General features: G+C 30.2%; 26 protein-coding genes and 1 other annotated feature. Of the genes, 7 read left to right on the top strand and 19 right to left on the bottom strand.

Annotated elements, in window-relative coordinates:
* Window positions 1–21 precede the first annotated feature (21 nt).
* The 15 genes from L1S47_RS00810 to L1S47_RS00740 all read right to left on the bottom strand — a co-directional run bounded on the left by L1S47_RS00810 (window position 22) and on the right by L1S47_RS00740 (window position 14,214).
* Window positions 22–375 carry a YlbF family regulator gene (locus L1S47_RS00810; RefSeq protein WP_238881576.1) on the bottom strand — a complete coding sequence of 118 codons (354 nt, stop codon included), beginning with the start codon at window positions 373–375 and terminating at the stop codon, window positions 22–24.
* 15 nt (window positions 376–390) lie between these two features.
* Entirely contained in the window at window positions 391–2,058 is a 1,668-nt protein-coding gene (locus L1S47_RS00805; RefSeq protein ID WP_238881574.1) for a ribonuclease J, read from the bottom strand.
* 68 nt (window positions 2,059–2,126) lie between these two features.
* A complete protein-coding gene (locus tag L1S47_RS00800) occupies window positions 2,127–2,576 on the bottom strand; it encodes a Fur family transcriptional regulator (protein ID WP_202767372.1) in 450 nt (149 codons plus the stop codon).
* A 21-nt stretch (window positions 2,577–2,597) separates the two neighbouring features.
* A complete protein-coding gene (locus L1S47_RS00795) occupies window positions 2,598–2,855 on the bottom strand; it encodes a DUF1292 domain-containing protein (RefSeq protein ID WP_238881566.1) in 258 nt (85 codons plus the stop codon).
* A gap of 49 nt (window positions 2,856–2,904) precedes the next feature.
* Window positions 2,905–3,318, bottom strand: a complete 414-nt coding sequence (ruvX, locus tag L1S47_RS00790) for a Holliday junction resolvase RuvX (protein ID WP_202767374.1) — start codon at window positions 3,316–3,318, stop codon at window positions 2,905–2,907.
* A gap of 122 nt (window positions 3,319–3,440) precedes the next feature.
* The gene (locus L1S47_RS00785) at window positions 3,441–3,698 is read right to left on the bottom strand and encodes an IreB family regulatory phosphoprotein (RefSeq protein WP_202767375.1); all 258 of its coding nucleotides are present in this window, start codon (window positions 3,696–3,698) and stop codon (window positions 3,441–3,443) included.
* A gap of 114 nt (window positions 3,699–3,812) precedes the next feature.
* The gene (gene alaS / locus L1S47_RS00780; RefSeq protein ID WP_238881563.1) at window positions 3,813–6,455 is read right to left on the bottom strand and encodes an alanine--tRNA ligase; all 2,643 of its coding nucleotides are present in this window, start codon (window positions 6,453–6,455) and stop codon (window positions 3,813–3,815) included.
* 63 nt (window positions 6,456–6,518) lie between these two features.
* Window positions 6,519–6,694 (bottom strand) — a binding site (T-box leader).
* A gap of 55 nt (window positions 6,695–6,749) precedes the next feature.
* Window positions 6,750–7,778 (bottom strand): AI-2E family transporter, encoded by a 1,029-nt coding sequence (locus L1S47_RS00775; RefSeq protein ID WP_238881560.1) that lies wholly within the window; start codon window positions 7,776–7,778, stop codon window positions 6,750–6,752.
* Window positions 7,771–8,259, bottom strand: coding sequence for a PRC-barrel domain-containing protein (locus L1S47_RS00770; RefSeq protein WP_238881557.1), 489 nt, complete (start codon window positions 8,257–8,259; stop codon window positions 7,771–7,773). Before L1S47_RS00770 ends, L1S47_RS00775 begins: the two co-directional genes overlap by 8 nt.
* A 114-nt stretch (window positions 8,260–8,373) precedes the next feature.
* On the bottom strand, window positions 8,374–9,450 hold the full coding sequence (mnmA, locus tag L1S47_RS00765; protein WP_238881555.1) for a tRNA 2-thiouridine(34) synthase MnmA: 1,077 nt from the start codon (window positions 9,448–9,450) through the stop codon (window positions 8,374–8,376).
* Window positions 9,451–9,470: 20 nt separating this feature from the next.
* The gene (gene nifU, locus L1S47_RS00760; protein ID WP_238881550.1) at window positions 9,471–9,899 is read right to left on the bottom strand and encodes a Fe-S cluster assembly scaffold protein NifU; all 429 of its coding nucleotides are present in this window, start codon (window positions 9,897–9,899) and stop codon (window positions 9,471–9,473) included.
* A 1-nt stretch (window position 9,900) separates the two neighbouring features.
* Complete coding sequence (gene nifS / locus L1S47_RS00755; RefSeq protein ID WP_238881547.1) at window positions 9,901–11,085, bottom strand: cysteine desulfurase NifS; 1,185 nt, start codon at window positions 11,083–11,085, stop codon at window positions 9,901–9,903.
* 11 nt (window positions 11,086–11,096) lie between these two features.
* Window positions 11,097–11,540, bottom strand: coding sequence for an Rrf2 family transcriptional regulator (locus L1S47_RS00750; protein ID WP_202767382.1), 444 nt, complete (start codon window positions 11,538–11,540; stop codon window positions 11,097–11,099).
* 158 nt (window positions 11,541–11,698) lie between these two features.
* A complete protein-coding gene (locus L1S47_RS00745; RefSeq protein WP_238881544.1) occupies window positions 11,699–13,207 on the bottom strand; it encodes an MBL fold metallo-hydrolase RNA specificity domain-containing protein in 1,509 nt (502 codons plus the stop codon).
* Between the two features lie 119 nt (window positions 13,208–13,326).
* Entirely contained in the window at window positions 13,327–14,214 is an 888-nt protein-coding gene (locus L1S47_RS00740; protein WP_275297752.1) for a radical SAM protein, read from the bottom strand.
* Window positions 14,215–14,313: 99 nt separating this feature from the next.
* Here L1S47_RS00740 and L1S47_RS00735 point away from each other — a divergent pair, with 99 nt between their 5' ends.
* The gene (locus tag L1S47_RS00735) at window positions 14,314–14,556 is read left to right on the top strand and encodes a hypothetical protein (protein WP_238881541.1); all 243 of its coding nucleotides are present in this window, start codon (window positions 14,314–14,316) and stop codon (window positions 14,554–14,556) included.
* A gap of 59 nt (window positions 14,557–14,615) precedes the next feature.
* Here the strand turns inward: L1S47_RS00735 and L1S47_RS00730 are convergent, their stop codons facing one another.
* A complete protein-coding gene (locus L1S47_RS00730; RefSeq protein WP_238881539.1) occupies window positions 14,616–14,900 on the bottom strand; it encodes a hypothetical protein in 285 nt (94 codons plus the stop codon).
* A 159-nt stretch (window positions 14,901–15,059) separates the two neighbouring features.
* Between L1S47_RS00730 and L1S47_RS00725 the strand changes: the two genes are divergently transcribed.
* From L1S47_RS00725 to L1S47_RS00705, 5 genes are all read left to right on the top strand, one after another.
* On the top strand, window positions 15,060–15,773 hold the full coding sequence (locus L1S47_RS00725) for a response regulator transcription factor (RefSeq protein WP_238881536.1): 714 nt from the start codon (window positions 15,060–15,062) through the stop codon (window positions 15,771–15,773).
* Window positions 15,773–17,158, top strand: coding sequence for an ATP-binding protein (locus L1S47_RS00720; RefSeq protein ID WP_238881535.1), 1,386 nt, complete (start codon window positions 15,773–15,775; stop codon window positions 17,156–17,158). The genes L1S47_RS00725 and L1S47_RS00720 overlap by 1 nt, the downstream gene beginning before the upstream one ends.
* A gap of 633 nt (window positions 17,159–17,791) precedes the next feature.
* Window positions 17,792–18,496: a cytochrome c biogenesis CcdA family protein gene (locus L1S47_RS00715; RefSeq protein ID WP_238881532.1), complete on the top strand. Its 705-nt coding sequence runs from the start codon at window positions 17,792–17,794 to the stop codon at window positions 18,494–18,496.
* Window positions 18,497–18,634: 138 nt separating this feature from the next.
* Complete coding sequence (locus tag L1S47_RS00710) at window positions 18,635–19,198, top strand: TlpA disulfide reductase family protein (protein WP_238881521.1); 564 nt, start codon at window positions 18,635–18,637, stop codon at window positions 19,196–19,198.
* Between the two features lie 283 nt (window positions 19,199–19,481).
* The gene (locus L1S47_RS00705; protein WP_238881519.1) at window positions 19,482–21,296 is read left to right on the top strand and encodes a sulfite exporter TauE/SafE family protein; all 1,815 of its coding nucleotides are present in this window, start codon (window positions 19,482–19,484) and stop codon (window positions 21,294–21,296) included.
* 40 nt (window positions 21,297–21,336) lie between these two features.
* Here the strand turns inward: L1S47_RS00705 and L1S47_RS00700 are convergent, their stop codons facing one another.
* Window positions 21,337–22,251: a DMT family transporter gene (locus L1S47_RS00700; protein ID WP_238881512.1), complete on the bottom strand. Its 915-nt coding sequence runs from the start codon at window positions 22,249–22,251 to the stop codon at window positions 21,337–21,339.
* A gap of 164 nt (window positions 22,252–22,415) precedes the next feature.
* On the opposite strand from L1S47_RS00700, the gene L1S47_RS00695 reads away from it, so the two are divergent.
* On the top strand, window positions 22,416–22,874 hold the full coding sequence (locus tag L1S47_RS00695; protein ID WP_238881511.1) for a hypothetical protein: 459 nt from the start codon (window positions 22,416–22,418) through the stop codon (window positions 22,872–22,874).
* A gap of 123 nt (window positions 22,875–22,997) precedes the next feature.
* On the opposite strand, the gene L1S47_RS00690 is transcribed toward L1S47_RS00695, so the two are convergent.
* Window positions 22,998–24,368, bottom strand: coding sequence for an ATP-binding protein (locus L1S47_RS00690; RefSeq protein ID WP_238881508.1), 1,371 nt, complete (start codon window positions 24,366–24,368; stop codon window positions 22,998–23,000).
* A complete protein-coding gene (locus L1S47_RS00685) occupies window positions 24,368–25,057 on the bottom strand; it encodes a response regulator transcription factor (RefSeq protein WP_238881506.1) in 690 nt (229 codons plus the stop codon). Before L1S47_RS00685 ends, L1S47_RS00690 begins: the two co-directional genes overlap by 1 nt.
* Between the last annotated feature and the right edge of the window lie 64 nt (window positions 25,058–25,121).

Below are 25,121 nucleotides of genomic sequence, written 5' to 3'. Positions count from 1 at the left end.
AGAGAGTAAAAAAGTCAAATCTTATTCTTGAGATGGTGCAATAATATTTACTCCTATTGCGTCATTTAAGATTTTTAAAATATCATCCCACATCTGAGCGAATGAGGCTTCAGCAGAAATATAACTTGAAACTTGTGGGTTTAACATTATAGAAGTCCCAAGATTTTGCATTTTTTCCTCTGTTTCTTTTGATATTTTTCCTGTTTGGACTTGTTCACTATAAGCTTCAAATTGAATTCTTCTAAAATCTTCAACCATTTTCTTTGCTTCTGGATTTTCATTTATTTTATTTGTTGCTTCTCTATAAGCTACAACTTGAGGATCTTTTCTTAACTCATCAGCTAAAGCGTGAACTTTATCATAAATATTTTGCATTGTCTTTCCCCCTAATTAAATTTCCATAATTATTGGTAGTATCATAGGCTTTCTCTTAGTTCTTTCATAAAGGAAACTTCTTAATTGATCCTTCATGTTTGACTTTAAGGTTGCCCAATCTGTAATTTTTCTTTCCTCACAATCTTTTAACACATTTTTAACAATATCTCTTGCTTCATCCATCAATCCTTCAGATTCTCTTACATATACAAAACCTCTAGAAATAATGTCTGGACCAGCAATAACTGTACCTGATTCTTTCTCTATTGTTACAACAACGGTTAAAATACCATCTTGTGATAAATGCTTTCTATCTCTTAATACTATGTTTCCTACATCTCCAACTCCAAGTCCATCAACAAAGACTTGACCTGAAACAACAGTACCATTTTTTCTTATTCCATCTCTAGTTACTTCTATTACTTCCCCATTTTCAGGAATATAAGCATTTTTATCAGGTAATCCTAGCTTAATAGCTAAATCACAATGCTGTTTTAAATGTCTATATTCACCGTGCACTGGCATAAAGTATTTTGGTTTAACTAATGTATGCATTAATTTAAGTTCTTCCTGGAACGCATGACCAGATACATGGACATCAGCTAAAGCCTCATAAATTACATTTGCACCTTTTTTAAATAAAGAGTTTATAACTTTAGACACTAACTTTTCATTTCCTGGAATAGGTGATGCTGAAATAATTACAGTATCCCCTTCTAATATATTTATTTTCTTATGGTCAGAACTAGCCATTCTTGCTAAAGCTGACATTGGTTCCCCTTGGCTACCAGTTGTGATTATTACAATCTTATCTTGTGGATATTTATTAATAGAATCTACTCCTATTAATGTATCCTTTCCAGCATCTATATAGCCTAATTCCATTGCAACTTGAAGAACGTTCTCCATACTTCTTCCTGAAACAGCAACTTTTCTTCCATAAATCTGTGCCGCAGTAATTATCTGTTGCATTCTGTGAACATTAGATGCAAAGGTTGCAACTATAATTCTTCCTTTTGCTTTACCAAATAGATTTATAAAACTTTCCCCTACAGTTCTCTCTGACATAGAATATCCAGGTCTTTCAACATTTGTTGATTCTGCTAGCATAAGCAGAACACCTTTTCTTCCTAGTTCAGCTAGTCTTGTAAAGTCAGTTTGCTCTCCATCAATTGGAGTATAATCAATCTTAAAATCTCCTGTATGAAGCACCGCACCTATAGGCGTATGGATTGCAATTGCTGAAGCATCTGCAATAGAGTGAGTTTGCTTAATAAATTCTACTGAAACTGAGTTAAGCTTTATTACATCTCTAGATTTAACTCTTATAAGTTCAGTAGTACTAAGTAACCCATGCTCCTTTAATTTTGTTTCAACCAATCCAATTGTTAGTTTTGTGCCATATACAGGCACGTTTAATTGCTTTAGGACATATGGTAATGCCCCTATATGGTCCTCATGACCATGTGTTAAAAATATACCTCTAACTTTATCTTTGTTCTTTATAAGATATGACACATCAGGTATAACTATATCAATTCCGAACATATCTTCATCTGGAAATTTCAATCCACAATCTATTACAACAATATCATCTTTAAACTCTATTGCAGTAATATTCTTACCGATTTCATTAATTCCTCCCAGAGGAATTACTTTAACTTTTGCTTTTTCTCTTTTCATATTTCCCCTCCTTTTATATTTGAAATACTAAAGATGTCTTCTCCTTTGTTAAGAGGATACCTTTACTATTATTTTTTACAATCATTGCAAATTCCATAGAATTTTACTGAATGATCTAATATTTTAAAGTTGTATGTTTCTTCAATTTTATTTTCAATGACTTCTAAAAGGTCATCTTCTACTTCTAAGACCTTTCCACACACGTTACATACTAGATGATGATGTCTATGAGTTTCTCCCTCATGAGCAAGTTCATATCTAGCGCATCCATCATCTAAATCTAGTTTATATATTATGCCAAGTTCTTCCAAAAGTAAAATAGTTCTATACACCGTAGCTAAACCAATCTCAGGACATCCTCTTTTTACCTCATCATATATCTCTTCGGTAGTCAGATGTTTACCTTCATTTTCAATTATGGTATTTACAATAGCTCTTCTTTGTGGTGTTAGCTTATACCCTTTTTTCTTTAAATCTTCTTTTAACTCATTAATCTCTTTTTCACTTAAATATGGCATAAATTTACCCTCTCTTTTTACTTATTCCTGGAATACAGCTTCGTATGCCTCTGCAACCATTTGGAATTCTTCTTCATCTTCAATTGTTGCAAGAACATCATTTCCTTCTTCATCTTTAATAATTTTTAATGCTATAGCTTCTTCTTCACTATCCGCTGAATCTGAAGGTACAACTATAACATACTCATTATCTTCAATATCAAGCTTTGTTAACACATCAAATTCTGTCTCCACTCCCTCTTCGTCTAATAATGTAATTTTGTCAACATTGTTCTCCATAAATACACTCCTTCTCTTAATTTATTCACATATATAAAATTGGAAGCCACTATTTAGAATTTCTATCTAAATATCCTTGCAAAATTAAGGCTGCCGCTATTTTATCCACTATTTCTTTTCTTCTTCCTCTTGACAAATCTGCTTCTAACATAGCTCTATGAGCTGCCATAGTTGTCAGTCTCTCGTCCCAGTATTCAATCTTAGGATTAAAAGAGGCTTCAAGCTTCTCACAGAACTTATAAGTTCTTTCAGCTGCTTCTCCAAGCGTACCATTCATATTTTTAGGTAAACCAACTACTATAATTTCAGCAGAATACTCATCATATATCTTTTTAATTTCTGCTATATCATAATTATAGTTTTTTCTTTTAATAGTTGTTATACCTTGAGCAGTAAACCCTAATGGATCACTTACTGCTACACCTACAGTTTTCGTTCCAACATCTAAACCTAGTATGCGCATTTTTTCTCCTTATAATTAAAGAATAATTACGGTAATTTTGTTTTAAATGAATATTAATCTTAAAATTAATATTCATTTAAAATACCCAATATTAAGAATAAAGAGTACCCCACAGGCACTCTTTACTCTACTCCTAAATAGGATTTTATTACTTCCTCTAGAATTTCATCTCTTTCTAGTTTCCTAACAAGAGCTCTAGCTCCGTTGTAGTTAGTAATATATGTTGGATCACCAGAAATTAAATACCCTACTAATTGATTTACTGGATTATATCCTTTTTCAATAAGTGCATCATAGATTTCTGTTAAAATTGCCTTAGTTAAATCTTTTCTATCTTTACTTCTATCAAACATCATTGTATTTTGTAAATTGTCCTTCATATTTCGCTGCTACTTAAGCAACTTCACCATCCCTTCGCACAATATTACACTAACACATATATAAATATTCCCATCATTTAATTAAATTATAACTGAATTAATGATAAATGTATACTATTTTACTAAATTTTCAACTACTTGGTATACTTTATCAATTGCTTCTGTTAATTTAGCTGGGTCTTTTCCACCTGCTTGAGCCATGTCTGGTCTTCCACCACCACCGCCTCCAGCAACTGTTGCAACTTCCTTAATTATCTTTCCACAGTGAATTCCTTTTTCTATAGAATTCTTTGTAGCCATTGCTACAAAATTAACCTTATCACCATGAGTACTTCCTAGTACAACTACTCCTAAGGAAATCTTATTTCTTATTTTATCAGCTAAATCTCTTAAAGCATTACCATCTACTTCGGATAAACCATAAGCTATTACACTTACTCCATTTATATCTTTAACTGCCTTTAATATATCTTCTTCTGCTCCTGATGCTAACTTAGCTTTAAGTTCTTGAACTTCTTTTTCTTTTTCTTTAAGTTCGTGGGATAATGTGTTTATCTTAGTTGTAATATCTTTTTCATTACACTTTAATATACTTGCTGTTTCTCTTAATAAATTATTTTTATCTTCAACAAATTTTAATGCATTAAAACCAGTTAAAGCTTCTATTCTTCTAACACCTGCAGCAACTCCTGCTTCTGATAAAATCTTAAATAGACCTATCTCTCCAGAATTTCTCACGTGAGTTCCACCACATAATTCTTTTGAGAATTCACCTATTGATACAACTCTAACCTCATTCCCATATTTATCATCGAATAGAGCCATTGCTCCAGATTCTTTAGCTTCTTTTATAGTCATTAGGTTTGTATTAACTTCAAATACTTCCATTATCTTTTCGTTTACTATAGCTTCAACTTTTTCAATTTCTTCTTTAGTTAATCCTTGGAAGTGTGTAAAGTCAAATCTTAATCTTTCACTATCAACATAAGATCCTGATTGAGAAACATGTTCTCCTAAAGTTTCTCTTAGAGCTTCATGAAGCATATGAGTAGCTGTATGGTTCTTACAAATGTCATTTCTTCTTCTAGCATCTACTTTAAGAGTTAGCTTATCATTTAATGATAATTCCCCTTCATTTACTTTAATATAATGAATAGTTTTTCCACCAACATTCTTTTTAGTGTCATATACTATCCCAGTAAATTTATCATTAAAGATTGCTCCTTTATCTCCTACTTGACCACCCATCTCTGCATAGAAAGGAGTAATTTCAGTTACTAAATATCCTTTTTCTCCTGCTAATATAGAGTTTCTAAATTCACTATCGTCTGCTAAAACAACTGCCTTAGCTTCTAATTCAAGCGTACTATATCCATTAAATTCGGTTTCTATTGAAGCATCTATCTTGTTTATAGGCTTTTCATCTGACCCCATATAAGTGCTTTCTCCTCTTGCTTCCCTAGCAGAAACCCTTTGATGCTCCATAGCTTTATTAAAGCCTTCTAAATCAACTAAAAGATTTTTTTCTTCTAATATTTCTAAAGTCAATTCTAGTGGGAACCCAAAAGTGTCATATAATTTGAAAGCTTTCTCCCCTAATAAAGTCTTTTCATTTTTTGCTTCCATCTCATCTATATATGTTTTTAATATTTCCATTCCAGAGTCAATTGTTTCATTAAATCTTTCTTCTTCTAATAAAATTATTTTCTTAATATAATCCTTTTTCTCAACTAGTTGAGGATATGCTGGACCATAATTTTCAATTACAGTATCAACGATATCTATTAAGAATATATCCTTTGCTCCTAGAAGCCTTCCATGTCTAGCTGCTCTTCTAAGAAGTCTTCTAAGAACGTATCCTCTTCCTTCATTTGAAGGCAAAACTCCATCAGAAATTAGCATTGTAACGCTTTTAACGTGGTCTGTGATTATTCTTATTGAAGTATCTTTATTTTTATCTTCATCATACTTTGAATTAGTTACTTCACATACCTTGTTTAAAATGCTTCTTACAGTATCTATTTCAAATATATTATTTACACCTTGCATAATAGTTGCTATTCTTTCTAGACCCATTCCTGTATCTATATTAGGATTAGCAAGTTTATTATAGTTTCCTTCTTCATCCTTATCGAATTGAGTAAATACTAGATTCCAAAACTCAACTATCCTATCTTCATCTGCTGCAGCTAGGAATTCTTCCACTGTATTTACCTTTTCTCCATTTCCTCTATCAAAATGAATTTCAGTACAAGGACCGCATGGGCCTACCCCTATTTCCCAGAAGTTATCATCTTTTCCCAATCTAAAGATTCTTGATGGATCTACATCTGTTTTTGATGTCCAAATATCAAAAGCTTCATCATCTTCTAAATATATAGTAACGTATAATTTATCTTTAGGTATTTCTAATGTTTTAGTAATAAATTCCCATGCCCAAGGAATGATTTCTTCTTTAAAATAATCTCCAAAAGAGAAATTTCCAAGCATCTCAAAGAAAGTACCATGTCTTGATGTTTTTCCTACGTTCTCAATGTCACCAGTTCTTATACATTTCTGACATGTTGTTACTCTTTTTCTTGGTGGTTCTTGAAGTCCAGTAAAATATGGCTTTAATGGTGCCATACCAGCATTTATTAATAATAAACTTTTGTCATTCTTAGGAACTAGTGGAAAACTTTCTAATCTTAAATGATCTTTACTTTCAAAAAAGCTTAAATATGCTTCTCTTAACTCATTTGCACCCATTTTTTTCATATCTCTTACCTCCGTAAATACATTGTTCAATTTAAAAAAATAAAAAAAGGCTTCATCCCTAAAGAAAGGGACGAAAGCCTATACTTCCGCGGTACCACCCTAATTATGCTATTAATAAGCATCACTTAACAAAATAAGCTCCAAGACAGCTTCAAATTGATTTGTAAGAAGTTCACACCTACTCCACTTCCTCTCTGAATACAAGCTTCAACTCTACTAATTCTCTTCATCACTCAATATAAATTTCTACTAGAATTATAGGTTAAGAAGAATATTTTGTCAATATATAAGCAATTAAAATATATAGTAGTTAATATCCTCATATATCACTTTAATAATTACTCCTATTGGAATAGCTAAAACCATTCCAACTATTCCGCCTATTTTCTCACCAATTAGTAATAATATTATTATTCCTAAAGGATGCATATTAACTGAATCCCCAGTAATTTTGGGCGAAATTATATCCCCCTCAATCTGTTGTATAAACATATATAAAAAAGCTGTTTCTATAGCTTTTGTAGGAGATGAAATTAAAGCTATGAATAAAGCTGGTATCCATCCAAGTAAGGGCCCAAAGTATGGAATTATATTTGCTATTCCATTTATCAGAGAAAGCCATAATGGGAATTTAACTTTTAAAATCATCAAGCCAATGAAGGTAAATACAATTACAATCAATGATAATATTATCTGAGAAAAAATATATCTACCTAAAACATTATCTATATCTTTACTTATTATTTTTATAACAGTTCTTTTTTCTGTAGGTAATATAAGCAGTGACTTATTTAGCAACTTCTCACCGTCAGCTAAAAAATAGTAGCTTACAACAGGTATTACCGCCATTGAGATTGCATTTTCCCATAACCTTACTATCATGTCAAAAAAACTTGATGAAAGATTAATTAACCAAATATTTATTTTTTCTTGCATATGTATAATGATTATATCAAGTGTTTCATTGTTGATGCTTTTTATTTTTTTCATTATCGACAGAATAAAGCCTGATATACTACTAATGATACCTTCTACATCTATACTTTCCTTCATTAAGGATGGAATAAGAAGCGCAAAACTTCCTACTATTAGACCAATTGTAAATAGAATTAATAGTGCTGATAAAAATCTTGGATTTATATTTACTCTTTCAATGATTTTATTTTTTAATGGTTTTAATGAATATGCTATTATAAATGATATTAAAATTACGCTTAAGGTCTCTCGTATAATCTCAACCTTTCTATAAATAACTACAAATAAAGCTATTGCTATAAAGGTTATAAGCCATTTAAACCACTTACTTTTGATTAATTTATTCATGGCTATCTACCATCTTATGTGGTAATGATTTAAAATATATATTTTCTTTTTCTAAAGAAAGTACCTGTTTATCTCCTAATATTGCTCTATCCATTAACAGCACTCTCTTTCCTCTTAAGATTTTATCAAATATTCCTGAACTTATAATAACCCCTTTAATTGCAAAATCAAGTTCATCGACAACAATATCCTCAACAACCCCAATCATTAATCCTTCTTTATCTATTACATCCATATCCTTAAGTTCAGAAAATGGAATTCCTTTTTCTTCAGAGATTTTTGAGATTATTACTTTGTCTTTGACTGTTATAATATCTTTTATATCTACAAATGTCTTTTTTGAGAAAAAATTAGTTGAGTTCATTCTAAAGCCCGTAATTTTACTATTATAAAAATCGATTAATATATCAACAACTATTCCTATCTTTTTGCTATTTGCTTTGAAAACACTAAGTCCAATAAAATCTTTATTTCTTTTCAACAAATAATCCTCCTGTTTTTTTTATAGTGTTTCCTAATTTCTAATTAATATTAATTCTTAATATAGCAAAAAGAGATGGTTGAATAACCATCTCTAAATAAATCTATCTTTATATTATACTAACCCTTCTATTACTCCGCCACCTACTACAATGTCTCCACTATAGAATACTACAGACTGACCTTTAGTAATCGCTCTTTGCTTTTCCTCAAAGCTTACCTTAACTTTATCTTCTCCATATGGAGAAATGATAGCTTTAGCAGGTTTACCTGAGTATCTTACCTTTGCTTCTACTTCTAAAGGTCCATTTAGCTTATCAATAGATATAAAATTAACTTCTTTTGCAATTAAATCAGTCTTAAATATATCTTCTTCTGGTCCTAAAACTACTTCATTCGTCATTGGATTTATATCAGTAACAAATACAGGTCTTCCTAATGCTATCCCTAAGCCTTTCCTTTGACCTATTGTATAGTATACAATCCCCTTATGTCTTCCTAATATATTCCCTTCCTTATCAATGAAGTTTCCTTCTTTAACTTGCCCTGGCTTTGCAATTGTTATATATCTTCCATGATTATTATCTGGAATAAAGCAAATTTCTTCACTATCCTTTTTATTATGAACTGCAAGCCCTATTTCTTTAGCAATTTCTCTTATTCTATCTTTTGTATATTCACCACAGGGCATAAGTGTATGTGAAAGTTGTTCTTGAGTCAAATTATATAAAGCATAGGTTTGATCTTTTCTACTATCATCACTTCTTATAAGCTGGAATCTTCCATCTCTTTCTTCGATTTTAGCATAATGACCAGTTGCAACATAATCTGCTCCAATACCTTGAGCTTTTCTTAATAACTCATCAAACTTTAAATGCTTATTGCATGCTATACAAGGATTAGGAGTCTTCCCTTCAAGATACTCATCTACAAAGTAGTCTATAACTTTCTCCTTAAAAGAATCTCTAAAATTAAGCACATAAAAAGGAATGCCTATTTTATCAGCTACTCTTCTAGCATCATCAACTGCTGAAAGGGAACAGCATCCCCCTTCTCTTTCTTCATATTCCTTATCTTCCTGCCATATTTGCATAGTTACTCCTACAACGTCGTAACCAGCCTCTTTTAGAAGATATGCAGCGACAGAAGAATCTACTCCGCCACTCATACCAATAACAACTTTTTTATTCATTAAATTTCACCCGTTATATATTATTCCCCGTGAACTTGATCATGAATATCATCATGTTCTTCATAATCCCAAGGTTCTAAACCTGCATTTATTCTGTAGTCATTTATAGCCTTATGTATAGCTTCTTCAGCTAATACAGAACAGTGCATTTTTACTGGTGGAAGTCCATCTAAAGCTTCAGCAACTGCTTTATTTGTAAGTTCCCATGCTTCTTCTAAGTTTTTTCCAACAATTAATTCAGTTGCCATGGAAGAAGATGCAATTGCAGATCCGCATCCAAAAGTCTTAAACTTAGCATCCTTTATAACATTATCCTCTATCTTAAGATATATTTTCATTATATCTCCACATTTTGCATTTCCAACTTCACCAACTCCATTGGCGTCTTCAATTTCACCTACATTTCTTGGGTTTCTAAAATGGTCCATAACTTTATCACTATATATCATATTATTTTTCTCCCTTCTTTAAAAAGTCTTCCCATAATGGAGACATATTTCTTAATCTTTCTATTATTGGAGGTAAAACCTCTAAAACATAATCAACTTCTTCTTCTGTATTATTATCTCCAAGAGATAATCTTAATGATCCGTGTGCCTTTTCATGAGGAAGTCCAATTGATAAAAGTACATGTGATGGGTCTAATGATCCTGAAGTACATGCACTACCTGAAGAAGCACATACTCCTTCAAAGTCTAGTGAAAGTAATATTGATTCACCTTCAATAAATTCAAAGCCAACATTTACATTACCAGGAAGTCTCTTATCCCCTCTTGGTCCATTAAGCTTTGTATAAGGAATTTTTAATAATCCATCTATTAATTTATCTCTTAAAGCTACAAGCTTTTTATTGTGCTCTTCTAGGTTTTCATAAGCTAATTCTATTGCTTTTCCAAGACCAACTGCACCAGCAATATTTTCTGTACCAGCTCTTCTACCTCTTTCTTGACCACCACCGTGAATTAAGTTCTCGATTTTAACACCTTTTCTTATATAAAGTGCTCCAACACCCTTAGGACCGTAGAATTTATGACCTGCAAGAGATAATAAATCTATCTTCATGTCTTTTACATCAATTACTTGATTTCCTATTGCTTGAACTGCATCAGTGTGGAATAATACCTTTTTCTCACGGCATATTTCACCGATTTCTTTTATTGGTTGAATTGTTCCAATTTCATTATTTGCAAACATAACAGAAACTAATATTGTAGTATCTTTAATGGCATCCTTTAGTTCATCTATGTTTATGAATCCTTCTTCATTAACATCTAAATAAGTAATTTCATAACCTAACTTTTCAAGCCATTCGCATGTATGTAGTACAGCGTGATGCTCTATCTTTGTAGTTATAATATGATTTCCTTTGTTTCTATGAGCAAAAGCAACTCCTTTTATTGCCCAGTTATCTGCTTCAGATCCGCCTCCAGTAAAATAAACCTCTGCTGAATCAGCATTTAAAACTTTTGCAATTCTGTCTCTTGCTTTGTCTACTGCTCTTTTTGTGTCTCTTGAAATTGCATAGAATGATGATGGGTTACCGAAACTTTCAGTAAAAAATGGCATCATTTCTTCTAAAACTTCTGGTTTAACATAAGTTGTTGCGGAATAATCCATATAAACTGTTTTATTCATTGCTCTCTCTCCTATTCTTTTATCTTTATTTGAGAATTTTTAGTATTCATACTTTTATAATCATTTACTATATCTTGTAGTGTTACTGATTCCATTACTTCATCTAGTGATTCTTTTATTTTCTTCCATAACAATCTAGTGGCACAACAATCTAAATTGTCACAAGTTGCACCTTCGATACATTCAGCTATTTCTACAGGTCCTTCTAAGACATCCATAATATCTAATACCTTAATGTCTTTCGGATCTCTATTTAGTACATACCCACCTTGAGCCCCTCTAATACTTTTAATTAGTTTAGCCTTTCTTAGCGGTGAAAATAACTGTTCTAAATAATATTCTGAAATATTTTGTCTTTGAGATATAGCCTTAATTGACACTGGCTGAGAGCCATAATTAATTGCTAAATCCACCATTGCCTTAACTCCATATCTACCTTTAGTAGATAATTTCAAATTGATCACTCCTTAAAGCCGACTAAATCGATAAACTTTACTTTATTTATAATAGCAAAGCAGACCTTTATTGTCAACAATAAATAAGTGAGTTAAAATAATCCTCTAAAACCAAGAGGCGAGAGATATTTTCACAAACATCTTTCGCCTCTTTTAACCTAACTATTCAATTTTTCTTTAATTTTTTCTAGTAATAAATCTATTTCAATTGAATCTAAATCCTCTATTGAATCTAATAAATTTATTATTTTATATTTAACTAAACTTTCTTCCTTCTCTTGTCCAGGTTTAAATGTCTCTCCATGCTTCATAATAAATGAATTAAATCCTTTATCTCTTAATAATTTATTAAAGCTTTCTTGAGATTCTTTTTCTCCATGAACTAAAAGTATTGCTTTTGGTTTCTCCTTAAAGCTTTCTAACCAGTTCATAAGTCCATTTCTATCAGCATGTCCTGAAAGCCCTTCTAAGTTATAAATTTTAGCATTTACAGCTATCTCTTCCCCAAAAATTTTAACCTTTTCTGCACCATCTACTATGGCTCTTCCTAATGTCCCTTCTGCTTGATATCCCACAAATACCACTGAGGATTCATTTCTCCATAGGTTATGCTTCAAATGATGTTTAATTCTACCAGCTTCACACATACCACTAGCAGATATTATAACAGCACCTTTTTTAATTTTATTAACTTCTAAGGATTCTTCAGTTGACTTTGAAAAAATCAATCCCTCAAATTCAAAAGGATTATCTCCTTTTTCTAATAACACCTGTGTATCATCATCAAAATCTTTTGAATGATAATCAAATATTTCTGTAGCTTCAATGGCAAGCGGACTATCTACATATACTTTTACATTTCTAAGTTCTTTATTTTCTACATAACTATTTAATGCATATAATACTTCTTGCGTTCTTCCAACAGCAAAGGAAGGTATTATTACATTTCCTCCTCTTTTGAAGGTCTCATCAATAATATTTACTAATTGTTTTAAGTCATTCTTAAATACTCCATGAAGCTTATTCCCATATGTACTTTCAATAATCACATAATCAGCATTTTCAATAATAGTTGGATCCTTAAGAATTGGCATATCTTTATTTCCTAAATCCCCGGAATATACTAATTTAGTCTCTTTCCCATCTTCATCAATTAACATTTCTATAATTGCAGAACCCAATAAATGTCCAGCATCTCTAAATCTGAATTTAAACCCATCAAACAACTCAATCCATTTGTCATAAGGATATCCTTCAAATAAATACATAGAAAGCTTGGCCATTTTAGCTGTATATAAAGGTTCTAAGGATGCTTGTCCTTTTCTCATTCTTTTTCTATTTACCCATTCAGTCTCCATTTCCTGAATATGTCCACTGTCCTCAAGCATAACTTCACATAAATCTCTTGTAGCTTCAGTTGCTATTATTCTTCCTTTAAAGCCTTGCTTATATAATAGCGGTATCCTTCCGCTATGGTCTATATGAGCGTGAGATAGAATTAAATAATCTATATCTTTTGGAATGAAGTTAAAAGTATTATTATCCTTTTCCTTCTCATCCTTGCCTTGATACATTCCACAATCAAGTAAAATTCTTTTATCTTTAACCTTAAGTAAATGAGATGAACCTGTAACACAACCTGCTGCGCCATAAAAATCTAATTTCATAATGATTCCTCCCTTATGCAAGAATTTTGATATTGTATATAATTATTATATCAGAATTTTCTGATAAATTCCACTTAAGTCCTTACGCTACCATATGTTCTGCTTCATAGATTAAGAATCTAAAATAATGAAGTTTGAACATATTCATCTGGTTTATACACTTTCAAATCCCTCATATGCGAAACCATATCATATTCACCACATAATCTTTTAGTTAAGTTCCATAATTCCTTTGCACTTTTACTCATACACACATAATTCTCTCCATACGCTTTAATATATCTCTGTTTCAAATCTTTAAAATTACCATCTAATTTATTATAGAAATATACTCTTTGAGCATCTCTTAAGGTTACACCAAACATAGGTATAATAAACTTTGCTCCAGCTCTATTTGAGGCCTCTATTATATCTCTTACATTATCCTCTGAATCATTAATATATGGTAAAATAGGCATCATTAATACACCTGTATAAATTCCTTCCATGGATAATTTCTTTAAAGCATCTAACCGTTCTAATGGTGATGGTGCCTTAGGTTCAATAATTCTTGCAAGCTTTTCATCTACAGTTGTAATTGTAATTCCTACTGTAGCTTGAGTATTTTTATTTATTCCTTTCAAGGCATCTATATCCTTTAATATCAAAGGGCTCTTTGTAATAACTGTCACAGGAAATTTATAATATTCAATTATCTTTAAAGCTTCTCCAGTTAAGTTATATTTCTTTTCAAGAGGGATATAAGGATCACTCATTGCTCCAGTTCCTATAGTTCCAACTAACTTCTTTGATGAGAGTTCTTTCTTTAATAATTCTAGAACGTTAGATTTTATAATAACCTCATCATCAAAATTTTCAACATGATAACATTGACTTCTAGAATCACAATAGATACATCCATGTTGACACCCTCTATAAATATTCATATTATAAACATTCCCGAACCAATTTTCAGGACTTCCTACTTTAGTTAATAAACTTTTAGCCCTTATTTCTTTTATTTTCATAAATTCACCTTTTTATAATATTTTCTTGGAATATATATATTTTACTTATATAATAAATTGTAATTATAATTTTATATATTTATTAAAGGAGACACAATAATGAAAAATGAAATTTCATACAAAAGATCCATAATAACTTGCCTAATAGGAACTTTGATTTTTATAGGTTTTATGAAGTTTACCTTAAAAGCTACTTACTCTAATCTAGAGATAGCTTTAACAGGTATATTATTTTTTGTAGTAATGTTAGCTAGTCAAATAGTAACACTAAAATTACAAGCTAAAAAGAAAGCAAATGCTAATAAACAAGTAATAAAGCCAAAAGCTAAAAAAAGAAAATAATAGATTATATAGATAATCCCCTTATGACTACAATAAATCATAAGGGGATATACTTTATACTATTCTACTTCAATTTTCTCTTTTAACTCTACTATTTCATTGTTATTTCCATTTTCCTTGCTAGAACAGCAATCTTTCTTTTTATTTCCACCCATCATCATGAACATCATTGATATCATCATTATTGGACATATAAATGGAACTATCCTTGAAATTAGCAAAGAAGCATCCGGACTAATCCTTGATATTATTGGTAATAATCCTATAATGATTATAGGTAGTCCACAACATAGAACCATATGGAGCATGTGTTTTAATGGACTATGGTTATGATTATGTTTCATATTTTTATCCCTCCCAATTTATTCTCTACATTAAGCAATTACATTTTAACTTTTTTATATAAAGAACTTATGAAGAATTTATAAGTTACATTTTTTCTCCACATTTCCTTCATATTTAATTTTTATAATAAATTATAATAAAAATTTGAGGTGATACTTTTGGTTGATAATTTTAAAATATTAGTTGTAGATGATGAACAGAATATTCTAGACGTAGTAAAAGCTTATTTGCAAAAAGAAAATTTTGAAGTATTTACTGCAATTGATGGTGAAGAAGCTCTTAATTTATTTAATAGTGAAATCTTTCATCTTATTATTTTAGACTTAATGCTTCCCAAAATCACTGGTGAAGAAGTATGTAATAAAATAAGAGCAACTTCTAATGTTCCCATAATCATGCTTACTGCAAAGGTAGATGAGGACGAGAAAATTGAAGGAATATCTATTGGTGCAGACGATTATATTACCAAACCCTTTAGTGTACGTGAGTTAGTTGTTAGGGTAAGAGCTCTACTTAGAAGATCCTATAGAGACGACCTACCTATGGCTGATGTTTTAAACTTTGCCAATGGGGATTTAGAAGTTGATATAAAAAAATTGTTAGTTAGAAAGCAAGGGTTGCCTATAACATTAACTACTAATGAATTTAAAGTTTTACTAACTTTACTCTCCCATCCTAATCAAATATTTTCAAGAGAACAATTAGTTCAAAAAGCTTTTGGTGTAGATTATGAAGGGTATGATAGAACAATAGATACTTATATCAAAAACATTCGTCAAAAAATAGAATTAAATCAAAAAGATCCAAGATACATAATTACTGTTTACGGAATGGGATATAAATTCTCCCCAAATTCTAGTGAGGTGAAATAATGAAAATATCCTTAATGAAAAAGCTTTCTATTGCTATAGTAATAGCAATTTTAGGTTCAATTGTATTAACAAGCTTTATATCTAATTATTTTGTTAGTAGAAAATTTCAAGAGTATCTAATTGATGAGCATAAAACTAAAGAAAATGAAGCGATAAAAATGATAGAAGGCTTATATACAGATCAAAATACTATTAAAAACAAAGGTGAACTTCAACGATATGCTGAGCTTCAAACGATGTTTATTGAAGTAAAAGACTTGAATGATAATATTTTATACTCTTCAGGAAGTAACTACTTAAAAGGCAATGGCAGAATGAAGAATATGATGGGCTCTATGATGAATAATTTCTCTGGGATGAATTTAAATGATTATACAGAAAATAAATATCCCTTAACTGTAAATAGCAAAAATGTTGGAAGTATAACAATAGGTTACTTCGGAACTTCATTTATTACTTCTGGTTCTGTGGACTTTATAAGTGCTTTAAATCATTCATTTTTATTATCTGGCTTTATTGCATTAATCTTTGCCCTAATAATAAGTGTGATAATTTCTAAAGGAATTTCTAAACCTATAAAAAATATAACTGATATTGCTAATAACATGAGAGAAGGTAATTTGGATATACGTTCTCAAAACAACACTAATACTAAAGAAATAAATGACCTTTCCAATTCAATAAATTATTTAGCTGAAACCTTAAGTCATCAAGAGATGCTCAGAAAAAGACTTACATCTGATATTTCACACGAACTTAGAACTCCCCTTACCACTCTAAAGACTCATATTGAAGCATTTATTGATGGAATATGGGAACCAACTCCAGAAAGATTTAATGCTTTCTATAATGAAATAGAACGACTAACTAAATTAGTTGATAACCTCCGTAACTTATCAAAATATGAGCAAGAAAATCTTAAATTAAATATAAACAGAGTTAATTTATCAAAAGAACTTGAAAAAATAATTGATTCTTTTACTCCAATGTATAATAAAGAAAACTACGCATTAGTTAGTACCATGTCACCAGATATTTTTGCATATGTAGATAGTGATAAGTTTACACAAATCATGACCAACTTGCTTTCAAACTCCTTTAGATACCTAAAAAAGGACGGCCTAGTTAGGGTTACTCTTGATAAAGTTAATGATAATATTATTATTCAAATTATAGATAATGGTATAGGAATATCCGAAAAAGATCTGCCCCATATATTTGAACGGTTTTATAGAAGTGATATTTCAAGAGCTAAAAATACTGGTGGTTCTGGAATAGGACTTACAATCACAAAAGCATTAGTTGAAGCTCATGGAGGGAAAGTTTCTGTAGAAAGTAAGGCAGGAAACAGAACTACTTTTACGCTTGTTTTTCCTAGCGAGTAAATTTTAAATAATTGTGAACACGCACTTTCTTCACATATTCTTTATATCTTTTGAGTATTATAAATCTGTAAGACAATTAATCATTCCCCTTTAATGATTAGTTATTTTAGTTTTACCCTTATGAATATTTACGTTTAAAAAATAAGCTTGGGACTTCCACCCAAGCTTATTTTCTATTTATACAATTTATACTTTTAATTTTTTATTTCCTTTTGCCATGCCCATTTATTACATTTTGGGCATTTTAATAATCTATGAGGGCTTATTAAATCTTTAAATGTAGAAATGGAAAATTTATATCCACAGTGTTTGCAAATATACGAATGTGTATGAGCATGCCATATAACAAGTGGCAACACGATTATACACCCGCCTATAATATAACCAATAAACATTAATATATGAAATATTGATTGCATAACAAAAACTCCTTTAAAGAGATTTGATTTTTATAATTTCATAGTGTGAAATATTTTATCATCGTCTACTTAATCTATTATATAACATATGTCCATGCAACTTCAAATATTTGTAAAATGATATATAATCTTATTTTCTATTCATATTTTCTACACATTCCTATTGTATACTTAAAGGTACAGCTATTCTGATATTTATGGAGGTATTTAAAACTTGAATAACATTACTTTTATCTTAGCCTTTTCAGCTGGATTATTATCTTTTTTATCTCCTTGTGTTCTCCCACTTGTTCCAGCGTATATAAGCTACTTAACAAGCTCCACTATTAAAGAATCCAATTATATAAGCTCTAAAGTATCTTCGTTTTATAATGCTTTAGGATTCGTTTTAGGTTTTTCGCTTATATTTATTATTATGGGTGCTTCTGCCACTTCAATTGGCAATATTTTAATTCAAAATAGTAATATCTTTAGGAAAATAGGTGGTCTAATAATAATAACTTTTGGGCTTCATACTATAGGAATAATTAAAATTAAAATTCTTTATTCCGAAAAACGCTATTTAAATATAGACAATATAAGTAAAAAGTTTGGTTCTATTATTATGGGAATGTCCTTTGCTTTTGGATGGACACCATGTATTGGCCCAATTTTATCATCTATACTAATATATTCTGGCAGTGAAAGCACACTCTCTAAGGGTATTTTACTTTTAATATCTTATTCAAGTGGATTAGCTATTCCATTCTTACTTACATCTATGGCGTTAGATAAATTTATTAAATACAAAAATAAAATATTAAAATTAATGCCCATTATTACGTTTATAAGTGGCGTACTACTCATAGTAATTGGGGTTTTGATGTTTACAAATAAGTTTAATATACTTAACAAATATTCAAGCTTTATTAATCTCTAAATACTATATTTATTATAGGGTTTTTATAGGAAATTTAATTTATTCTTTATATATAAGTTATTAGTTAAACTTAAAACCCTGTAACTTGGTAATAATTTAATATATATTTTCAAATTAAGTCGTCCAAAGGAGTATGTCATGAAAAAAGTTTTTTTCTATTTAGCTATTATCTTAATTTTTAGTATTAGCATATATACTGTTACGAATTACAATAAAAATAAAAACACTAATATAGAGTCTCCTAATAACTCATCTTCTGTACAAAATAGTAATACTTCTAAAATACTTTCTAAAGATAAAGCCTTGGATTTTAAATTAAAAGATATGAGTGGCAAAGAAGTATCCTTAAGTGATTTTAAAGGAAAGAATGTACTTATTAACTTTTGGGCAACTTGGTGCCCTCCTTGTAAAGCTGAAATGCCTGATATTGAAAGACTTTATGAAGAAAATAAAAATTCAGATTTAGTTATTTTAGCTGTAAATTTAGGTGAAGATAAAGAAACTGTAAAATCTTTTATGGATAAAAATAATTATAAATTTCAAGTATTACTAGATTCTAATCAAGATGTAGCTGTTAAATATGACATTTCCTCCATTCCAACCTCCTTTTTTGTAAATAAAGATGGGGTTATAGTTCAAAAAAGGGTTGGAGAAATGAACCTTGAGGAAATGAGAAATTATGTAGCTTCAATTAAAGAATAATTATCTTCCTCTATAATCTAAAAATTTCACTTCATTCTTCACATCACAATGAGGAATTTTAAAGATTTCTCTATAATCTTAAAATTTCAAGCCATTCTTCTGGATAAAGCTTCCCAGGGTCAAACCTCTTAAGTAGTAAAGTTTTATCCTTCACAACGGGGAAATTTTAAGATTATAGATAGATATCTTCATATTTACTACACAACTTTTTTATATACTTATTACAGTATTATATAAGTTTTATAAAGATAGTTCTGTAGAGCTTAGTAATTAGGAGGATTTTATGAGTATTAGACGTGAGAAAATTGAGGTATATGAAATGACCTGTTCATCTTGTGAGAATAGAGTTGAGAAAGCTGTTATGAAATTAGATGGGGTTACCTATGTAAAAGCAAATTATAGTAAACAGTTTGCTGAGATTAACTATGATGATGAACTGTGCAATCTGAGTAAAATAAAAGCTGCAATTAAAAAGGCAGGGTATAGTACAGAAAGTTCAAATGATTATAAATTTATAGGGATACTTATTATAGTAGCAGCCATAATATTACTTGGCTTTAGAACTAGTGGTTTTGATATGGAAGCTAAGCTTGCTAATGCTTCATATGCAGTACTTTTCGTGGTTGGTATTCTTACTTCTATTCACTGCGTTGGTATGTGCGGAGGTATAATGCTATCACAAAGCTTACTCAAGGAAAATAAAAGTAAGCTTCAAGCCACTATTCCCGCACTTTTATATAATGGAGGAAGAGTTGTTTCCTATACTATCCTAGGAGGAATAATAGGAGCTCTTGGCTCAGTTTTTTCTCTTTCCATTACTACTAAAGCAATAATGCAAATAGTAGCTGGTGTCTTTATGATAATGATGGGTTTTAATATGGCTGGCTTCAGTATTTTTAGAAGATTTAATATCAAATTACCTAGTGTAGCTTGTAAAGTTAAAAATAAATCTGGTTCTCCATTTATAGTTGGACTTTTAAACGGACTTATGCCTTGTGGTCCACTTCAAACCATGCAGCTATTTGCACTAGGTACTGGAAGTGCCTTTAAAGGTGCCCTATCAATGTTTGTTTTTTCTTTAGGAACTGTACCTCTTATGCTCACTTTTGGAGCTTTGTCAGGACTTTTAAGCAAGGGATATACTAAAAAGATACTTAAGCTTAGTGGAGTCTTAATTATAGTACTTGGTCTTATTATGGGAAATAGAGGTTTCACTTTAGCAGGTATTAATCTTAATCCACTAACTGCACTTAACAAAGACTCAAATACTCTTTTAGCTAGTTCTGGTAGTACTAATTCAAACGTAGCTAAAGCTACTTTACAGGATGGAGTTCAAGTTATAAAAATGACTGCTGACAATAATGGTTATACTCCAAATGCCTTTTATGTTCAAAAAGATATCCCTGTTAAATGGGTCATTGATGGAAAGCAAATCAACTCATGTAATAACCAAGTTGTAGCTCAGGCTCTAAATGTTGAGAAGAAATTAAAAAGTGGAGAAAATGTAATAGAGTTTACCCCTGGAGATAAAGATATAAACTTTAGCTGTTGGATGGGGATGATACGAGGTGTTATAAAAGTTGTTGATAAATTAGATACAGTTGATACTTCAAAATCAGATCCTTCTATTCCTCCTGCAAGTACTGGTCCTAGCTGTTGCGCAGGTCCTGTAGCTGATGGTTCATCTGGCCCTAGAAAACAATTTGACTTTAATGGTACTGAAATTACAAATGTTCCAACTGAAAACATAGTAAAAAAAGCCACTGTAGTTGGAGATTATCAAACTGCTACATTTACTGGTAAAGAAAAGAGTCTTGAACCACTAATTATTGTGACAGGTAATACCTCAAAAACAAAAATCTCCTTTGACTTAAGTGCTTTTAATAATGCTGATGGTGAATATGAAATTTTAAATGCACAAACTGGAGATAAAGTTAGCTCCTTTACTGGCAAAAAAGGAAAAAATGAAATTGAGTTTATTTCTAAAGAAGTTGGACCTTTTGCAATTGTAAAAGATAATATTATCTTAGGTGTAATTGAAGTTACTGATGATTTAAAGGCAGCGGATACTGATCAAATAAGAAATAAATATTTCTAAAAATTAAGCAAGCAGAAACTAGTCTAGTTTCTGCTTGCTTTTATGTTCTATTTACACTCCATATACCTAAACATACTAAAAAAAGTGCAATTACATTCTTAACCTCAAATATATTTTCGCCTAAAAATATTGATGAAAATAATGCTCCAAAAACTGGAGTTAAAAAATTGTAGATAGATACCTTACCCACCTTGTTATATTTTAATAATAAGTTCCATAAAGAAAATGCTATTGAGGATAATAAAGCTAGATAAAGTAATAATGATGAAGATGGTAATGTAAAGTGATAAACTCTTCCTCCAAAAGTAGCTCCTAATAATATTAGCATAAGTCCTCCAATAAAAAGACTATAGCCAGTTACTATTATCACATCCATCTCTTTAGTGAGCTTTTTAGCATAAATAGCTGCTACCGAAGATACAAATGCTGATATAACAATAAATCCTTCTCCCATAAATTTAAAAGAAAAATCTATTAAATTCGAACTAAAGTTAACAATCATCACTCCTATAAAGCCCACTAGGCAACCTATTACCTTTCCTTTGCTTAATTTATCATCTTTATAAATATAGTGAGCTAATATGACACTAAAAAACGTACCAGTTGCATTAAGTATTGCACTTTTAACTCCAGTAGTATTTGCAACTCCCACATAGAAAAATATGTACTGTAACATAGTTTGAAGTATTGAAAGTATAATCAAACCCTTAATATGCTCTTTTGAGAGCTTGAACACTTTTTTCCCAAACATTCCTGAGAATATAAGTAAAATCACACCCGAAATGGTAAACCTATATCCTGCAAAAACATATTTTGAGGCAATGTCATTTGTAGCTATATTAAAAAGTATGTATCCATTTTTTACTCCTGGATAAGCACTTCCCCACAATATACAACATATAGCTGCTACGCATCCTACAAATTTCCAATCTGTATAATTTCTTTTATTTTTCAAATCTATTCAAGTCCTTTCATTATATAAGTCAATATACAAACTATATCATAAAATCAAGAATTATGGTGACACAATACTGTCACATTTTTCACTTAAAATTATATTGCTATATAAAATACTTTTGTAGTTTTTATTACGCAAATAATTAACAAAGGAGGTAACCAATGCAAGTAAATCAAGTGTCACAATTAAACCAATTACAAGGACTTATGGATTTAGGCAATTCTGATTCAAGCGTCAGTAATTCCAATTCATCATTTCAAAATTTACTTGAGGAAATGCTATTAGAGAATACATACAACAACCAAGCAAAACAAAATAATACTACTGGTACTTCGCTAGAAAACACTAGCACTAGTCAAGCAAACAGCTCAACTAGTGGTGTTAATAATTTAGCAATTGATCCTCAGAAACTTATGTTAATGATGTTATCAATGCAGAATTCTAACTCTAGTGATGATAGCTATGGGGATAGCAGTGATGATTCAGGAATGTCTGGCTCTAATGATAGTTCTATGCAATTGATGGAAAGCTTACTTCAAACTGCATTGCAAAATCAACAAACCAGTTCAAGTAGTGAAACAAATGATTCTCTAGCACTTAACGAATCAAAAGTTCTTTAGGAAAATCTATAATTTTTTTAGGAAATTTATAATGTTATCCTCAACCTTAATATATTATAAATTCCTAAAGAGTAAAAAAGGTGTTGTAAAAAGCATATTTTATTAGCTCTTTACAACACTTTTTTATAAATCTTTGTTAAATGATATGATAAATTTAGTTCCTTTACCCTCTTCACTTTGAGCTTCTATAGTCGCCATATGAAGATCAAGTATATTTTTTACAATGGTAAGTCCTAAGCCACTTCCCTCAATTTCGTGCCTACTTTTATCGCCTCTATATAATCTTTCAAATATAAATGGTAAATCCTCATTCTTAATTCCAACGCCATTATCCTGAATTTCTACTACAATATTTTTGCTATCTGAATACATATCAATAGCTATATGTCCATCTTCCTTAGTAAACTTAATTGCATTTGATATTATATTTATAAATACCTGTTTAAGTTTGTCCTTATCACCTGTTAATATATATTTTTGATCTCTATTTATGTAATAATTAAATGTAATATTTTTATTTACTGCAGCCATATAAAAATCTTCATAAACACTTTTTACTATGTCATCTAAATCTATCTTTTCAAAATTACACTTAATACTTTCTGACTCAAATTCCTTTAAAATATTTAAATTATTTAGTAGTCTTCCAAATCTCACTACTTCATCATTTAAATAATTAAGTCTTTCGGTAGATACAGGAAAGACCCCATCAATCATCGCTTCTAAATTATTTTGCAATACATTAAGGGGAGTTCTTATTTCATGTGATATATCCGATACTAATCTCCTTCTAAGCATGTCTTGATTCTTTAACTTTTCAGCTAGAATATTAACACTTTCTCTAAGATTCTCTAATTCCTCAATATTGCTCTTTACACCTGAAACTTTATCAAATTTACCCTTTGATAATCTAACAGACATATTTGCAACTTGTTTTATTGGGTTAGAAAATTGTTTTGAAAAATAAAGACTAATTACTATAATAATTACTAATGTTAGAATTCCACTAGAAATCATACTTTTGTTTATGGAATCTTTAAAATTTAAATCCTCTTCTGATAATAATATGGATGAGTATTGTCCTATATCTACATAACCAACAACTTTATTCTGAACTTTAATTTCAAATCTATTTGTTGTGTATACTCCGCTATTTTGCGTTGGCATTGAACTTAAATGTATATTGTTTTTTATATCATTTGCATTCATACCCCATATGGTCTTTTTATTATTATCAAGTAAGGTTAAGCAATAATTACCCATATAGGCTTCATGCATTAATTCAATCCCAGAGTTTTCATCCCACTTACCATCTCTTTTATATATCTCTTCAAAATAGGATACAATTCTCTCGTACCTCTTATTTTGAGTATCTACCATATAGTCATTAAATTTTTTATTTATAGTAATATTTACAAAAGTTATAATAAGTAAAATTGCTATTATTGAACAAATAACAAATAAAATACTTAATCTTTTTCTTATACTCTGCACTAATTTTCACCACCAAATTTATAACCTACTTTCATCACCGTGACGATATACCTAGGTTTTTTAGTATCTTCTTCTATCTTCTTACGTATATTTTTTATGTGAACGTCAATGGTTCTATCATAACCATCAAAATCTTCTCCACCTATTTTATCAATTAATTGTTCTCTTGTTAAAACTTTTCCTTTGTTTATTGCTAATGAATATAATATATCGAACTCATTAGGAGTGAAAGATACCTCTTCTCCTTTTATCTTTACAGATCTTTTTTCATAATCAATGCTTAAATTGCCATCATCAAAACATAAACTTGTGGATTCTTCGTTTGCTGAAGAAAGCCTTCTAAAAAGTGCATTTACTCTTGCTGTTAGTTCTCTAGGGCTAAAAGGCTTAACTAAATATTCATCTGCCCCTATATTTAACCCCTCAATTTTTTGATTCAATTCTCCCTTAGCTGTAAGCATAAATATATATACTTGAGATTCTTCTCTTATTTTCTTACATATTTCTTCTCCACTTATATCAGGAAGCATTAAATCTAATATTATAAGTTTAAAGTCTATGGTTTTAAATAACTCAAGTCCCTTAATCCCACTAGTCACGCAATAAACCCTATAGCCATCCTTCTCCAAATATGCTTTTAACACTTCTGATACTTTTTCTTCATCCTCTATAATTAAAATATTATTCATTTAATTTCCACCTCAAAATTTCTAGGAATAATATTTATTATACCAATAACATTTAAAGATATTG

This window comes from Clostridium sp. YIM B02551, from assembly GCF_022324735.1.
Classification (GTDB): domain Bacteria; phylum Bacillota; class Clostridia; order Clostridiales; family Clostridiaceae; genus Clostridium_T; species Clostridium_T paridis.
Note: the sequence above shows the minus strand (reverse complement) of the source record. Positions and strands in the feature narration are given on the sequence as shown.

Bases quoted from the DNA above. Each gene is read 5' to 3' on its own strand.
- L1S47_RS00800 (WP_202767372.1), bottom strand. From the start codon at position 2,576: ATGCCATATTTAAGTGAAAAAGAGATTAATGAGTTAAAAGAAGATTTA.
- L1S47_RS00695 (WP_238881511.1), top strand. From the start codon at position 22,416: ATGCAAGTAAATCAAGTGTCACAATTAAACCAATTACAAGGACTTATG.
- L1S47_RS00795 (WP_238881566.1), bottom strand. From the start codon at position 2,855: ATGGAGAACAATGTTGACAAAATTACATTATTAGACGAAGAGGGAGTG.
- L1S47_RS00720 (WP_238881535.1), top strand. From the start codon at position 15,773: ATGAAAATATCCTTAATGAAAAAGCTTTCTATTGCTATAGTAATAGCA.
- L1S47_RS00785 (WP_202767375.1), bottom strand. From the start codon at position 3,698: ATGAAGGACAATTTACAAAATACAATGATGTTTGATAGAAGTAAAGAT.
- alaS (WP_238881563.1), bottom strand. From the start codon at position 6,455: ATGAAAAAAATGGGTGCAAATGAGTTAAGAGAAGCATATTTAAGCTTT.
- L1S47_RS00810 (WP_238881576.1), bottom strand. From the start codon at position 375: ATGCAAAATATTTATGATAAAGTTCACGCTTTAGCTGATGAGTTAAGA.
- L1S47_RS00740 (WP_275297752.1), bottom strand. From the start codon at position 14,214: ATGAAAATAAAAGAAATAAGGGCTAAAAGTTTATTAACTAAAGTAGGA.
- L1S47_RS00805 (WP_238881574.1), bottom strand. From the start codon at position 2,058: ATGAAAAGAGAAAAAGCAAAAGTTAAAGTAATTCCTCTGGGAGGAATT.
- ruvX (WP_202767374.1), bottom strand. From the start codon at position 3,318: ATGCGCATACTAGGTTTAGATGTTGGAACGAAAACTGTAGGTGTAGCA.
- mnmA (WP_238881555.1), bottom strand. From the start codon at position 9,450: ATGAATAAAAAAGTTGTTATTGGTATGAGTGGCGGAGTAGATTCTTCT.
- L1S47_RS00745 (WP_238881544.1), bottom strand. From the start codon at position 13,207: ATGAAATTAGATTTTTATGGCGCAGCAGGTTGTGTTACAGGTTCATCT.
- nifU (WP_238881550.1), bottom strand. From the start codon at position 9,899: ATGATATATAGTGATAAAGTTATGGACCATTTTAGAAACCCAAGAAAT.
- L1S47_RS00710 (WP_238881521.1), top strand. From the start codon at position 18,635: ATGAAAAAAGTTTTTTTCTATTTAGCTATTATCTTAATTTTTAGTATT.
- L1S47_RS00730 (WP_238881539.1), bottom strand. From the start codon at position 14,900: ATGAAACATAATCATAACCATAGTCCATTAAAACACATGCTCCATATG.
- L1S47_RS00775 (WP_238881560.1), bottom strand. From the start codon at position 7,778: ATGAATAAATTAATCAAAAGTAAGTGGTTTAAATGGCTTATAACCTTT.
- L1S47_RS00705 (WP_238881519.1), top strand. From the start codon at position 19,482: ATGAGTATTAGACGTGAGAAAATTGAGGTATATGAAATGACCTGTTCA.
- L1S47_RS00685 (WP_238881506.1), bottom strand. From the start codon at position 25,057: ATGAATAATATTTTAATTATAGAGGATGAAGAAAAAGTATCAGAAGTG.
- nifS (WP_238881547.1), bottom strand. From the start codon at position 11,085: ATGAATAAAACAGTTTATATGGATTATTCCGCAACAACTTATGTTAAA.
- L1S47_RS00735 (WP_238881541.1), top strand. From the start codon at position 14,314: ATGAAAAATGAAATTTCATACAAAAGATCCATAATAACTTGCCTAATA.